The sequence below is a fragment of the Cupriavidus sp. KK10 genome (genome assembly GCF_018223725.1).
In the GTDB taxonomy this organism is placed as follows: Bacteria; Pseudomonadota; Gammaproteobacteria; order Burkholderiales; family Burkholderiaceae; genus Cupriavidus; species Cupriavidus necator.
Genome location: NZ_CP073677.1, coordinates 3,303,048 through 3,315,788, shown reverse-complemented (window position 1 = coordinate 3,315,788; position 12,741 = coordinate 3,303,048). Strand labels below are relative to the sequence as shown.

Below are 12,741 nucleotides of genomic sequence, written 5' to 3'. Positions count from 1 at the left end.
ATGAAGACGGTCACTTCCGTTGCGGCAGCACTTGTGCTGTCGTGCCTGACGGTTGCACAGCCGGCCGCCGCCGCGCCGGAGGCGAGTGTCACGCCCCTGGCCAAGGAAGCGTTGCCCGAATATCCGGGGAAGGAAGCCGAGATGATCATCGTGGAGTATCCGCCGGGCAGCGCCGATCCCGTGCATCGCCATGACGCCCACGCCTTCGTCTACGTGCTCGAGGGCAGCATCGTCATGGGCCTCAAGGGCGGAAAAGAGGTAACGCTCAAAGCGGGCGATACCTTCCACGAAGGTCCCAACGATATCCACACCGTCGGACGCAATGCCAGCAAGACGCAGCCAGCAAAGTTTGTCGTGTTCCTGATCAAGAACAAGGGCGCGCCGATCCTGACGCCGGTGAAGTAGTCGACGTCCATTCAGGCACCGGCAATGCCGGTGCGCACTGTCCGGCACGGCAAGAGCGGCGCTACCGCTTGCTCTTGCCGTGCCGCTGTTTTCCAGGGTGGTGTGAAGGGTTGTGGGACGGAAATTGATACTACGTCGGTTTCTTGGCAATATCACCATGACAAAACCAGGTCCCGGGCAGCGATCTGGTCGGTGGTGAGGGCGGTTGGCCGTGCTGCCTGCCGCAGTTCGGACCTCGGACCCGCGACCTGCCCCACCGCCGCGAGATGCGCACCATGCACCTGGGAAAATTGTACACAATAACCGAGTTCTCGTTCTGGTCGAGACGGCAACTTTATGCCTCGCTAGCGTGCGGTTCGCTGCCCGTAGTCCTTTATCAGTTCTTCGGGCTGAAATGGCTGTCGGTCCCGGTCTCGGTTGTGGTGCTGCTGGGCACGGCCACGTCATTCATCGTGGGTTTCCGGAACGTGCAGACCTACAGCAGGGCCCTGGAGGCACAGCAGATCTGGACTGAGATCCTGAATGGCAGCCGGTGTCTGGGTGTGATGAGCCGGGACTTTCTGGCAGGGCAGGCGGCCGGGCGGGATCTGATTCTCCGGCATTGCGCGTGGCTGACGGCGCTCCGCTATCAACTGAGAACCCCAAGGATCTGGGAAAGCGCGGGCAAGGCATCCAACGTGGAGTACCGGAAGTACTACCGGGTTCCAGAGTGGGAGACTCCATTGCACGAGGCGCTTGCGCGGTATCTGCCACAGGCCGAACTCGACTCGCTTGCGCACGCCGAGAGCAAGACAAGCCGGTTGCTGGGAACGCAGTCGGCGACGATCAGGCGGCTCCTTGACGCTGGCGAGATCGGCAATGCCTTCTATCTGGAGTTGGTAGGATCGATCAAAGGCTTGTTCGCGCAGCAAGGACGGGCGGAGCGTATCAAGGACTATCCGTATCCCAGGCAATATGCGGTCGTCAACAAGCTCTTTGTCCGTACTTTTTGTCTGCTACTGCCTTTTGGCATTCTTACGGAATTCGAAAAGCTCAATGCCAGCGTTTCAGGCGTCATGCATGGCAGCATGATCTGGCTGGTCATTCCATTTAGCACGATGATCTCCTGGATGTATCTCGCGCTGGAGCAAGTGGGCGAAAGCACGGAGAACCCGTTCGAAGGAAACGCCAATGATGTGCCCATGGCACAGATCTGCCGGAAGATCGAAAACGAACTCATGGACATGCTTGGCGAGAAGTGCGATATCCCCGCGCCAACGGCCGAGCACGGTATTGTCCTCTGACCACTCAAGGTTATCGCTTTAGTCAGGCGTCCTGTCATGACTGCGGGACGTGCGTCGTCTGTTCACTCAGTGCGCAGCCGCTGCAGTGGCCGCGGAGCCGCCCCTGGCGGGCTTCGTGAGCCAGATCAGCGGCACGATGGCGACGAAGATCACGCCCGAGATCCAGAAGATGTCGTTCAGGCCCAGCATGATGGCCTGCGTGTTCAGACCGCGTTCGAAGTAGGCGGCGGCCTGGCCCTGCGTGAATCCCATCGTCGCTTGCAGCGATTCGATTGTCCTGGCGTACAGCGGGTTGTGCACGCTGGCCTGTTCCGCCAGCTGCGCGTGGTGCAGGATGGCGCGGTTGTTCCAGCCGGTGGTCGCGAGCGACGTACCCACCGCACCGCAGAACACGCGGACGAAGTTTGACAGGCCTGCGGCGGCGGGAACCTTCTCGGGCGGCTGGCCGGACAGGATGATGGCCGTCAGCGGCACGAAGAAGAGTCCGGTCGGAATGCCTTGCAGCAAGGTAGGCAGCACCAGCGTGTAGGTATCCACGCCCGTGGTGTAGTGCGAGCGCATGAAGTACACCGCCGCGAATCCCAGGAAGGAGAGGGTGGCGAGCACGCGCAACTCCGACTTCGGCAGGATCTTGCCCACCACCGGGGCCATCAGCACGGCGAAGATGCCCAGCGGCGCGGTCACCAGCCCGGCGTTGACGGCCGGGTAGGCCAGGTACTGCTGCATCCACTGCGGCAGCACGACCAGGTTGGCGAAGAACACCGCAAAGGCGACCGAGATGGCAACGGTGCCGGCCAGGAAGTTGCGGCCCTTGAACAGGCGCAGGTCGATGATCGGATTCGGTTCGGTCAGCTCCCAGATCACGAAGAAGATGAAGCTGAGCAGCGCGACGATGCCCAGCCCGATGATGACGGGCGAGCTGAACCAGTCCAGGTCCTTGCCCTTGTCGAGCATGATCTGCAGCGACGCAACCCAGGTGACCAGCGATGCCAGGCCCACCACGTCGATCGACAGCTTGCGCGTCGGCGTTTCTCGGTCGCGGTAGATCGCCCAGGTCACGGCAGCGGCGAACAGGCCGACTGGCACGTTGATGTAGAAGATCCACGACCACGCGTAGCTGTCGGTCAGCCAGCCGCCCAGCGCCGGGCCGGCGATGGGGCCGACGGTGGCGGTGATGGCCCACAGCGCCAGAGCGGTGGCGCTTTTTTCCTTGGGGTACGACGACAGCAGGATCGATTGCGACAACGGGATCAGCGGCCCGGCCACGGCGCCCTGCAGGATGCGCGCGGCGAGCAGCGTGGTCAGGTTCGGCGCCACGCCGCATAGCCAGGACGACAGCACGAACAGCAGGATGGCGCCGACGAACAGGCGGACCTGTCCGATTCGCTGCGTGAGCCAGCCGGTCAGCGGGATCGCGACAGCATTGGCCGCGGCGAACAGCGTGATCACCCAGGTGCCTTCATCGATCGACACACCGAGGTTGCCGGCGATCGTCGGGATCGCCACATTGGCGATCGATGAATCCAGCACGTTCATGAAGGTGGCCAGGGCCACGGCGAAGCTTCCCAACAGGAGCTTGCCGCCGGTGAGCGGGGCTGGCACGAGTGAGGTCTGGGCTTGGGGTTGCAAGATGCGCTCCGGGGTTTTGGGCCGCTTTTTCTGATGGGTCAGTTAAATTGGCGGGGGAAGGCGATTGGCGTGATGCCGCTCATGCGCCGGAGGCGCTGCCGGCAACTTGCGCCGTGCGCTTGATCGCCTGAGGCTGCTGCGCAACTTGCGAAGCTGGCGATGATTGCCCCACAGCTGACTTGCCGTTGCTGTTCTGCGCGATGATCCGCGTGATCTCGCGGTCGGCCTCTTCGCCGTAGCGCTGGAATACTTCGGTGCGATAGGCGGTGCGTTGCGGTACTTCCGCGCCCGGGCTCAAGGGCGAACCGGAATCCATGCGCGTTTCCACGTCGACCTGCATCGACAGGCCGATCTGCAGCGGATGCTTGCGCAGCTCCGCCGGATCGAGCTGGATGCGCACCGGCAGGCGCTGCACGACCTTGATCCAGTTGCCCGTGGCATTCTGCGCCGGCAGGGCCGAGAACGCGCTGCCGGTGCCGGCCGACAAGCCGATCACCTTGCCGTGATAGGTCACGCCGCTGCCATACAGGTCGGCGTGGAGCTCGACCGGCTGACCGATGCGGATGTGTTTGAGCTGGACTTCCTTGAAGTTGGCATCGACCCACACGCCGTCGAGCGGCACGATGGCCATCAGGGGGTTGCCGGGGGCAACTCGCTGGCCCACCTGCACCGAGCGCCGCGCCACATAGCCGGTCACGGGGGCCGGCAGCGTGTTGCGGGCGTTGGCCAGGTAGGCGTCGCGCACCTTGGCGGATGCGGCCTGCACGCTGGGGTGGTCGGCTACGCTCGTCTTGTCGGTCAGCGCATGGTTGGCAGCAAGCTGCTGGCGGGCGGTCTCGAGCGCGGCTTCGGCGGTCTTGACGGCGTCACGGGCATGCGCCACGTCTTCCGCTGCGACGGCGCCGGATTCGGCCACCCCGGTGCGGCGGCGCAGGTCGTCCCGGGCGCGGTCCAGGTCAGCCTGGCGTTGCTTGACGGTGGCACCAAGCACGTCATTGTTGACATAGAGCGCGCTGACCTGGCGCACGGTCTGGCCGAGGGTGGCCTCCGCATTGGCCAGCGCCACCGTTGCATCGGCAGCGTCGAGCGTCACCACGGGCTCGCCGGCCTTCACGATTTGCGTATCATCGGCATTCACCGCGATCACCGTGCCGGCGACCTGCGGCGTGAGCTGGACGAGGTTGCCGTTGACGTAGGCATCGTCGGTGTCCTCGTGGAAGCGGGCCACGGTGTAGTAGTAGGCGCCATAGCCGGCGGCGGCGAGCGCGCTGGTCAGGCCGAGCAGGGCCAGCAGGCGCTTGCGGGTGTTCCTGGCGGACGTCGGGGTGGCCGCGGCGGGTGCGGTTTGCGGGTCGGCCGGTGTGGTCTTGGTCGTATCGTTCATGGCGTTAACTGAAACTTAGTTTCTTGCGTCGAGAGGAGAATCAGCGGACCAGGGCCGCCTTTGTGGTCGATTCGGAAGCATCGGTAAAACCGCCGCCCAGCGCGGCGGCCAGCGCAATCTGCCGGTCGCGGCGGTTCATGCGCAGGTTGGCCACCACCTGGCTGCTGCGCAGCGCGTTGGTCTGTGCGTTCAGTACGGTCAGTTGCGTGGTCAGGCCGGCCTTGTACTGCGCCAGCGCCAGCGTCAGGGCGCGTTGCGCGGCCGTGTCGCTGCGTACGGCGTTGTCGATCTGCGCGTCGACGGCGCGGATGTCAGAGAGCTGGGTGGCCACGTCGGTCAGGGCGTTCACCAGCGTCTCGTTGTAGTTGGCGACCGCGAAGTCGAACTCTGCATAGCGGCCCTTGAGCTGGGCGCGCAGCGCACCGCCGTCGAAGATCGGCAGGTGGATCGCGGCGCCGCCCGAGGCGGTGCGGCTGGCGGCGCGCAGGAAGCGCCCCCACCCGATGGCGTCCAGGCCGATCATCGCCGTCAGGTTGATGTCCGGGTAGAACTCGGCCTTGGCCACCTTGATGTCGTGCAGGGTGGCGTCGACGCGCCAGCGCGCGGCAACGATGTCGGGGCGGCGCGAGACCAGGTCGGCTGGCAGGTTGTCGGGCAGGCGGACGTCGTCGCCGGCGCCGAGGTTGGGGCGGGCGATCGCCAGGCCGCGGTCCGGGCCCTGGCCGAGCAGCGCGCCGAGCTGGTAGCGGGTGCGCTGGATGCTGCCTTCCAGCGCGGCGACGGCGACTTCGCTGGCGGCGAGATTGGCCTCGGCGGTGCGTTTCTCGACTTCGGTCTCCAGGCCCATGGTCACCCGGCCGTTGGTCACGCGCAGCACTTCGCGGCGCTGTCTGACTTCGTCGCTGGAGATGTCGAGCAGCGTGTAGAGGCGGGCCAGTTCGTTGTAGGCGCGCGCGATGGCGCTGCTCAGCGTCAGCTTCACCTGTTCGGCCTCGGCTTCGCCGGCATGTACACCAGACACCGCGGACTTCAGCGCCTCGCGGTTCTTGCCCCACAGGTCGAGGTCATACGAGGCGTTGATGAACGCCTTGTTCTCCGACTGCCACGTCCCGGCGAACTGCGGCGGCACCATCGCGTTTCCCGTGTAGCGCTGGCGGTTGAACGAATAGCCTGCGCTCACCTGCGGCAGCGTGTTGGCATTGGCGCCCTCGCTGAACGCCACCGCGGAGGCCACGCGGGCACGGGCCTTTTCCAACGACGGGCTCCCCTGCAGCGCTTCCGTGATCAATGCCTTGAGCTGGGCGTCGCCGAACTGGTCGGCCCAGTCCGCCGAAGGCCAGTGGCCCTGCTCGGCGGGGATGCTTTGCGTGGTGGTGTAGGTGGTAGGTTCGGCGATTTGCTTGTCGCTGTGGATGCCGGCGTAGTTGGCACAGGCGCTCAGGAATGCTGCTACCAGCACCGACAGCAGGAGACCGGCAAAGCGACAGGCCAGGCGGAGCGCTTCCGGAAGAGTAATTTGACTGAGCATTGTCTGATCTGTCAGTTAAATGGGTAAAAAAAGGCGGGCACAGGCCCTGGCACCTTTTGACCAAATCAACCAAATGGGCAAAAAAGAGGCGTTCAGGCGCCCGCAAATTTGGCAAGCAGCCGGCGGAACTCGGCAAATTCTTCCTTGCTGAAGTTCCTGAGCCGCTGATTGAGTACTTTGGGGGCCACATCCGGGATGCGCTCGGCAACTTCCTGGCCCTTTCGGGTCACCGTCAGGTTGACCACACGGCGATCGTCGAGACTGCGGCTGCGTGACAGCAGGCCCTTGGCCTCCAACTTGTCCAGCATGCGGGTCATCAGGCCGGTGTCGATGCCCAGCAACTTGCTCAGCTCGAAGGGGGTGGTAGCGACGCCATGCGTGAGCGACATCAGGATCCCCATCTGCTGGCCCGTGATGTCCAGGTCCTTCAATGCCGCATCCATTTCCATCAGCAGCGTGTTGCGGGCGCGGTTGAGGAAGAAGCCGATGCTCTGGGTGATCTGGAAGTCTTCCTTTGAGTAGTGGTCCATGGCGAGTTTCCTTGCTTGCTGACGAGACAATAGCTGATCTGTCAGATAATTGCAAGGAGGGGCAATGGTGCTTTTCGTGCAAAATCTGGCGGTTTCCCAGAAAGCCTTTGCAAACAAGGGTTTCCGGCAAGCCCATGCCTGTTGGCGGTTGCGAATGAGGGGGCGACATTATTTCTCGCGATCACAGGGCAATGACGCAGCTGGCCGAACTGCACCTATAATGCTTGATAACACAACGATTGATCGAGCAATAAAGTGACCCCACAGCCAGAAAAGTCTGAGGTCAACGGCCAGGTGCTGCCGTTTCGCGAGTCCCTGCTGGCCATGCTTGGCGTGGCCTTTGTGGTGATGCTGGTGGCGCTGGACCAGACCGTGGTCGGTACGGCGCTGCCGACCGTGGTGGCCGAGCTGCAAGGCTTCGAGTACTACGCCTGGGTTGCCACGGCCTACCTGCTGACATCGGTGATCACCGTGCCGGTGTTCGGGCGGCTGGGGGACTATTACGGGCGCAAGCCGTTCGTGCTGGCATCGATCGTGGTCTTCTCGGTGGCCTCGGCGCTGTGCGGCATGGCGCCGAGCATGCCGTTCCTGGTGCTGGCGCGCGCCCTGCAGGGGATTGGCGGCGGCATGCTGGTCGGCACCGCCTTTGCCTGCATTGCCGACCTGTTTCCGGATACGCATGTGCGGCTGCGCTGGCAGGTGATGATGAGCGCGGCATTCGGCATTGCCAATGCGGTGGGGCCGTCGCTGGGTGGGCTGCTGACGGAGTGGTACGGCTGGCGCGCGGTGTTCTATGTCAACTTGCCGGTGGGCGTGCTGGGGCTGTGGTTTGCGTGGCGCTACCTGCCGCACCTGCGCCAGCAGGCACATAGCGGGCCGATCCGCGTGGACTGGCTCGGTGCCTTGCTGATCGCAGGCGGGCTGGGGTGCGTGCAGCTGAGCGTTGAACTGCTGCCGGCGCGCGGGATCGACGCCTATACCGGCGGCTTGCTGGTGCTGGCGGCGGTGGCACTGGTGGCGCTGTGGCAGTGGGAGCAGCGTTGTGCCAACCCGATCCTGCCGGTGGAGATGTTCCGCAACCCGGGGCTGGCGCCATTGTTTCAGCTGGCGGTGTTCACGGGCTTCACCATGTTCGCGCTGCTGCTCTATGCGCCGCTGCTGTTCCAGGGCGGCTTTGGCTATTCGCCGAAGGAGGCTGGCATCCTGATCACGCCGCTGGTGGTCTGCATTACCGTGGGCAGCATTCTTAACGGCCGCATCGTCACGCGCATTCGCCGCCCGAATACCATGCTCTATGCCGGCTTTGGCATGCTGGCGGTGTCCTGCCTAGGCCTGTCGCAGGCCACGCGCAGTATGCCGCACGGCGTCTTGCTGACGATCATGCTGATCGGCGGGTTCGGGCTCGGCTTCATCATGCCGAACCTGACGGTGTTCGCGCAGCAGACAGCAGGGCGCGAACACCTTGGCATTGCCACGGCCATGCTGCAATCGCTGCGCATGGTGGGTGGCATGGTTGGCACCGCGATCGTGGGCACGCTGGTCACGCGCAGCTATACCGGAGGTGTGGAACATGCGCTGGCCGCCGCCAATGCCGGACAGTGGACGGCGCGCATGGCGGACCCGCAGGTGCTGATCGACAAGGCGTCGCAAGTCGCGTTGCTCGGCCAGCTTGAGCAAGCCGGGCACAATGGCGCCCTGCTGCTGGAGCAGGCGCGCGTGTCGCTGGTCAGTGCCATCCACCTCGGCCTGGTGGTCGCTGCGGTGGCCGCCGCGCTGGGCGTGTGGTGCGCCCGCCGGGTACCGTCGATCAAGCTGACCCGGGCGCCGGCGCCCGCCATGGCCGCCGACTGACGCGCCGGCCTGCAACGTAACCTGAGGAAAACGGATGGAACTGGAGCGACAAAGCGTGGCCGTACTGCAGCAGTTCGGCCGCACCTACCGCGCCTACGCGGCCGCGTTCGAGCAGCGCCTGGGGCTGCCGCTGCCCCGCTGGCGCATCCTGCATGCGCTGCATCACCAGGAGGGCGCGATCGGCCAGAAGGCGCTGGCTGACCTGGTCGGCATGGACCCCGGCGCGCTGACGCGGCAGCTCAAGGCCATGCAGGAACTTGGCTGGGTGGAGCGCAGCACCTCGGAACGCGACAACCGCGTGACGCACGTCACGCTGTCACGGACCGGCCAGCAGGTGGTGGCGCAAGCCATGCCGCTGCGCTCAGCTTTCCTGGAGGATGTGCTGGCCGAGGTGTCGCCGTCGACCATGCGCGAGCTGTCGCGCGGCCTGGCGCGGCTGGAGGCCGGCATCGCCTACGCGCAGGCCCACGCGGCACAGGCAGCCGACGCCGCCTGATACGGCTGCGCTCGTGCCGCTGGTGCTCAGGCAGTCAGCAGCATGCCGTTAAGCGCCGCAAATTCGAACAGTTCCCGGTCGTTGGTGACGCCGAGCTTCTGCATGGCGCAGTTCTTCTGCCGGCTGATGGTCTTGACGCTGCGGCAGAGCAGGACAGCGATCTCGCTCACGGACCGCCCGGTCAGGTACAGCCGCAATACTTCCATTTCACGCCGGGACAGGCGCTCCGCGCCGGCCTGGCCGGGTGCGGCCGGGTTGCCCGGATCGGCCTGCGACAGGACTTCCAGCGCGGATTTGCCGATGTAGTGGAAGCCCCGCTGGATACGGCAAACCACAGTCACCAGTTCTGACAGCGGCGAGTCCTTGAGCAACAGGCCGTGCACCTGGGTGTCGAGGATGGAGCGCAGCACCAGCGGATTGGTGAGGTCAGCACGATCACGGCCAGCGACGGATGCCGCCGCCGCAGGCTGGCAAGCAGGCGCAGGCCGTCGCTGTTGCCCTCGCCCTGTGCGGGCATGTGGTAGTCGGTGATCACGACATCGGGACGTAGGCTTTCCACGCTGTTCAGCAAGGCCGTCGCGCTGGTCACGCTGCCGCACACCTCCCACCCGGTCTGGGTATACAAGCGGTCCGCGACGGCCGCGCTTACCAGGGGGTGGTCGTCGGCAAGCAGGATCCTCAATGTCATCTGGTTGCTGCTCGATTCTGGTTCGTGGCAGCGCCGACATCAAGAAAACGCCGCACGTCAGCGAGACGTGCGGCGCAAAAACGACGCCAAACAATACGACGCCAGACAACTGCATGCATTGCCCCGGGACCGGGCCAAACGGGAGACGGCCGGACCGCTGCAATGCCATTGCAGGATATCGGCAGCGCGGCCTGGCGAAACTAGGAGGATTCGCAAAGCGCCGCCATGGCGCATCGGCCTGAGCGGGCCAAAGTCGCGCGAGTGTAGCGCAAGGTCAGCGCTCGGAAAAATGTCTCAAGACTGCAATAAAGACGCCGCCGCTGCTGCGAGGCCAAAGAAAAAGGCGCTGGCGCCATGCGGCTGCCAGCGCCTTCCGGACGCCGGTGCTGCGGGAGTTGCGTCAGGCCGGCGCGGGCTGCGCGTGGGCTGCGGGGCGCCCGTTGCGGCGGCCGTCGATGGCCTTGAGCGGGTCGCGCAGCACGGCGCTGCCGACGTCCATGATGTCGCGCAGCACGCCCTTGTCGCCGCTGCGCTCCGGTGCCCAGAAATGCAGTGCGGCCCATTCCGGGAAGCTGCTTGGCGGTGCTAGCAGGCGCGTCGAGCGCTCGCGCGTGACCAGCGGCACGTTGAAGTCCAGCACCGGGCAGATGCCCCCGGCCGAATGCAGCAGCGTGATCTGGGTATGCCATGACGGGACCACGGTCTCGCGATGCCCCGGGGTGCTGGCCTGGCGGCTCAGGAAGGTCCGCAGCGGGCTGCCGGCCTCGCAGTCTTCCTGCAGCAGGATCCAGTCGCTTTCGCTTTCGCCTTCGTCATGGCTGCCGCCGCGCGTGGCGCTGACCAGCCGGCGCGGCGTGGCCATGATGTTGTGCTGGCGCACGCATTCGGGATCGTGGCCGCTGTCGACGACGAAGGCGCAGTCCAGTTCGCCGCTGCCGAGATGGCCGGCAAGCGCGGCGTCGGCAATCACCGGACGCGTGACAAAGCTGTCTTGCGGAAACTGCTCGCACAGTGCCGTCAGGATCTCGGTGATGACCGGGTCGCCGATCGACGATGAAAAGCCGATCGAGACGCGCCTGCCGTCGTCACGGCGCTTGCTCAGGCCAGGCTCGCCGGGGCGCACCAGTTGGTTCCATTTGGCCAGGATCTGCCGCGCCGTCTGCTCCAGGCGCAGGGCGTGCGGAGTGGGTTCGAGCATCCCGTTGCGCTTGACGAACAGCGGATCGCCGGTGATTTCGCGCAAGCGCGCGAGGCTGTAGGCCACCGTGGGCACGCGTCCCTGCGTGCAGGCTGCAACGGCGCTGAGGTCCCGGTATTCCATGACGAGGACAAAGACATGCAACAACTTCGTGCTGACGTGACGCATTCCGACTTCTCCCGATCCACGACTTTGTTTTCGCTGTTTTTTTGCTTGTCCGACGCGTACTGCACTGCGCATGGGGCGCAAGAGCGGCCAGGTGTCAGGGCAATGATCCGGTCCCTGACTGGGACAGGCGCAAACGGCATGCACGGCGAGCAATGCGGGCATGTCCGGATGAAAACCAGGCGGGCAAAGGCCCGGGCAGGATGCTGCGAAAACGCATGGCACGACTCCTAAATGTCCGACTTGCGTCGACAAATGGCGCAGTGACGACTCGATCCTTCAGGCCCGGTACATGTTGGCAGCGTGGAATGCGCACCGTACAACGTCAGGGTGGTGCGGGCTGCCTGGCCGCTCTTCTGCCGGCGCCGCCAGGGCGCCGCGCGAAGGCGTGCGAAATTTAGTTGTGCCGAGGAATCTTAATACATGCTCAGCGAAAGTCATAGAAACTTGAATTGAGGGCAGTCTTCTAATTTTCTTTAGCACGTCTTTGTCCGTACATCAATACATGGCTTGAAATCGAGGTTGCGGGCCGATTCATGCACGACCACCGCCGTGCAGAAGGCCGTCATGCTCATGTGATATGGGGGCCGGCATTTCCGTTTCCGCGATGCGCAGCGCCAATGGTCTAACTAGATTCCAAATTGGCTTAACGAAATTTGGCAATGCGCGCCAGCGCACGCAGCAGCTTGCGCAGAGATAATTTTCTTAACTCGCGCAGCGAAGACACTGAATTGCCTTTTGGCGCGGCCCTGGGCTAACGTAGGGCCAGAGTCGGCACGGTTGGCGGCGCGGCTGGCGCCGCTTGAGGCCCGCTGTTGTGATGCGGAGAGATTCGTGAACAGACGGTATTCGGAAGAGCAGATCCGCAGCTACCTGGCCGAGGCGGCCAGTGGCGTGCCAGTGCGCGAGCTGTGCGCGCGCTATGGTTTCAGCGATGCTTCGTTCTACGGATGGCGTGCCCGTTATGGCCAGCCCAGCCAGGGGGATGCACGTGACGGCCGCAAGTTGCGCGAGCTGCAGGAAGAGAATGCCCGGCTGAAGAGTATGCTTGCGGATGCGCTGCTCAAGCTTGAGCTGATGCGCAACCGTACCGGCCGCCGCAATGGCACAGGCAAGGATCGCTAGCGGCGGACGGTTCCTGCAATGCGCCGCGGTGTCGGTTCCACATACCGCGGAGGGTTCTGGAGTATTGGTTTGACGAAGTTTCTGATCAAGGCGGGCGTGCTGGCATGCGCCGCCATGGTGGCTGTCCCGGCGTGGGCGGCCAGTGCTGCATCGGCGGCCGCGGCCGCCGGCACCCCGATGGTGGCCCCGCCGCCGCCACGGATGCTGGACGAAGCCACGGCCGTGGTGGAAGGACCTGATGGCACGCTGTCCGCGTCGCAGCGGCAGCACTGCCAGTCATTGCTGGACCAGATCAACGCGCTGCCCGGCGGGCCGCAGTGGTCCACCGGCAAGTCGTCGGTAGCCACTGCCGACGGGCGCACCTATCCGACACTGGAACGGCAGGCAGATCGCAAGCGCCTGGAAGAGGCGTATCGCCAGGAGTGCGCGCAGCAGCGTCGCTGAGGCGCCCCCCGGCAG

Annotated in this window: 11 protein-coding genes and 1 pseudogene; 6 read left to right on the top strand and 6 right to left on the bottom strand. The window is 64.8% G+C overall.

The genetic code is table 11. From position 1 onward, the window contains the following. Entirely contained in the window at positions 1-405 is a 405-nt protein-coding gene (locus tag KB879_RS15605; protein ID WP_013953671.1) for a cupin domain-containing protein, read from the top strand. A gap of 275 nt (positions 406-680) precedes the next feature. Next, positions 681-1,688: a bestrophin family protein gene (locus tag KB879_RS15600; protein ID WP_211982043.1), complete on the top strand. Its 1,008-nt coding sequence runs from the start codon at positions 681-683 to the stop codon at positions 1,686-1,688. Positions 1,689-1,754: 66 nt separating this feature from the next. Here KB879_RS15600 and KB879_RS15595 read toward each other — a convergent pair whose 3' ends face one another. The 4 genes from KB879_RS15595 to KB879_RS15580 all read right to left on the bottom strand — a co-directional run bounded on the left by KB879_RS15595 (position 1,755) and on the right by KB879_RS15580 (position 6,759). Next, the gene (locus KB879_RS15595; RefSeq protein WP_013953669.1) at positions 1,755-3,317 is read right to left on the bottom strand and encodes a DHA2 family efflux MFS transporter permease subunit; all 1,563 of its coding nucleotides are present in this window, start codon (positions 3,315-3,317) and stop codon (positions 1,755-1,757) included. 79 nt (positions 3,318-3,396) lie between these two features. Beyond that, the gene (locus KB879_RS15590) at positions 3,397-4,701 is read right to left on the bottom strand and encodes an efflux RND transporter periplasmic adaptor subunit (RefSeq protein WP_211982041.1); all 1,305 of its coding nucleotides are present in this window, start codon (positions 4,699-4,701) and stop codon (positions 3,397-3,399) included. A gap of 40 nt (positions 4,702-4,741) precedes the next feature. Next, entirely contained in the window at positions 4,742-6,229 is a 1,488-nt protein-coding gene (locus KB879_RS15585) for an efflux transporter outer membrane subunit (RefSeq protein WP_211982039.1), read from the bottom strand. Positions 6,230-6,321: 92 nt separating this feature from the next. Continuing rightward, positions 6,322-6,759, bottom strand: a complete 438-nt coding sequence (locus tag KB879_RS15580) for a MarR family winged helix-turn-helix transcriptional regulator (protein WP_211982037.1) — start codon at positions 6,757-6,759, stop codon at positions 6,322-6,324. 324 nt (positions 6,760-7,083) lie between these two features. Between KB879_RS15580 and KB879_RS15575 the strand changes: the two genes are divergently transcribed. Both KB879_RS15575 and KB879_RS15570 read left to right on the top strand, forming a co-directional pair. Next, a complete protein-coding gene (locus tag KB879_RS15575; RefSeq protein WP_153953379.1) occupies positions 7,084-8,610 on the top strand; it encodes an MFS transporter in 1,527 nt (508 codons plus the stop codon). Between the two features lie 34 nt (positions 8,611-8,644). Next, positions 8,645-9,106, top strand: coding sequence for a MarR family winged helix-turn-helix transcriptional regulator (locus KB879_RS15570; RefSeq protein ID WP_013953664.1), 462 nt, complete (start codon positions 8,645-8,647; stop codon positions 9,104-9,106). 26 nt (positions 9,107-9,132) lie between these two features. Here KB879_RS15570 and KB879_RS15565 read toward each other — a convergent pair. Beyond that, positions 9,133-9,794 (bottom strand): annotated as a pseudogene (locus KB879_RS15565) (response regulator). 400 nt (positions 9,795-10,194) lie between these two features. Further along, complete coding sequence (locus KB879_RS15560; RefSeq protein ID WP_013953662.1) at positions 10,195-11,160, bottom strand: LysR family transcriptional regulator; 966 nt, start codon at positions 11,158-11,160, stop codon at positions 10,195-10,197. Positions 11,161-11,991: 831 nt separating this feature from the next. Between KB879_RS15560 and KB879_RS15555 the strand changes: the two genes are divergently transcribed. Both KB879_RS15555 and KB879_RS15550 read left to right on the top strand, forming a co-directional pair. Then, positions 11,992-12,282, top strand: a complete 291-nt coding sequence (locus tag KB879_RS15555; RefSeq protein WP_013953661.1) for a transposase — start codon at positions 11,992-11,994, stop codon at positions 12,280-12,282. Positions 12,283-12,351: 69 nt separating this feature from the next. Next, a complete protein-coding gene (locus tag KB879_RS15550; RefSeq protein WP_041228703.1) occupies positions 12,352-12,726 on the top strand; it encodes a hypothetical protein in 375 nt (124 codons plus the stop codon). The last annotated feature ends 15 nt before the right edge of the window (positions 12,727-12,741 follow it).

Coding starts and splice junctions, on each gene's coding strand:
- KB879_RS15570 (WP_013953664.1), top strand. CDS start 8,645: ATGGAACTGGAGCGACAAAGCGTGGCCGTACTGCAGCAGTTCGGCCGC.
- KB879_RS15585 (WP_211982039.1), bottom strand. CDS start 6,229: ATGCTCAGTCAAATTACTCTTCCGGAAGCGCTCCGCCTGGCCTGTCGC.
- KB879_RS15575 (WP_153953379.1), top strand. CDS start 7,084: ATGCTTGGCGTGGCCTTTGTGGTGATGCTGGTGGCGCTGGACCAGACC.
- KB879_RS15605 (WP_013953671.1), top strand. CDS start 1: ATGAAGACGGTCACTTCCGTTGCGGCAGCACTTGTGCTGTCGTGCCTG.
- KB879_RS15590 (WP_211982041.1), bottom strand. CDS start 4,701: ATGAACGATACGACCAAGACCACACCGGCCGACCCGCAAACCGCACCC.
- KB879_RS15600 (WP_211982043.1), top strand. CDS start 681: ATGCACCTGGGAAAATTGTACACAATAACCGAGTTCTCGTTCTGGTCG.
- KB879_RS15580 (WP_211982037.1), bottom strand. CDS start 6,759: ATGGACCACTACTCAAAGGAAGACTTCCAGATCACCCAGAGCATCGGC.
- KB879_RS15560 (WP_013953662.1), bottom strand. CDS start 11,160: ATGCGTCACGTCAGCACGAAGTTGTTGCATGTCTTTGTCCTCGTCATG.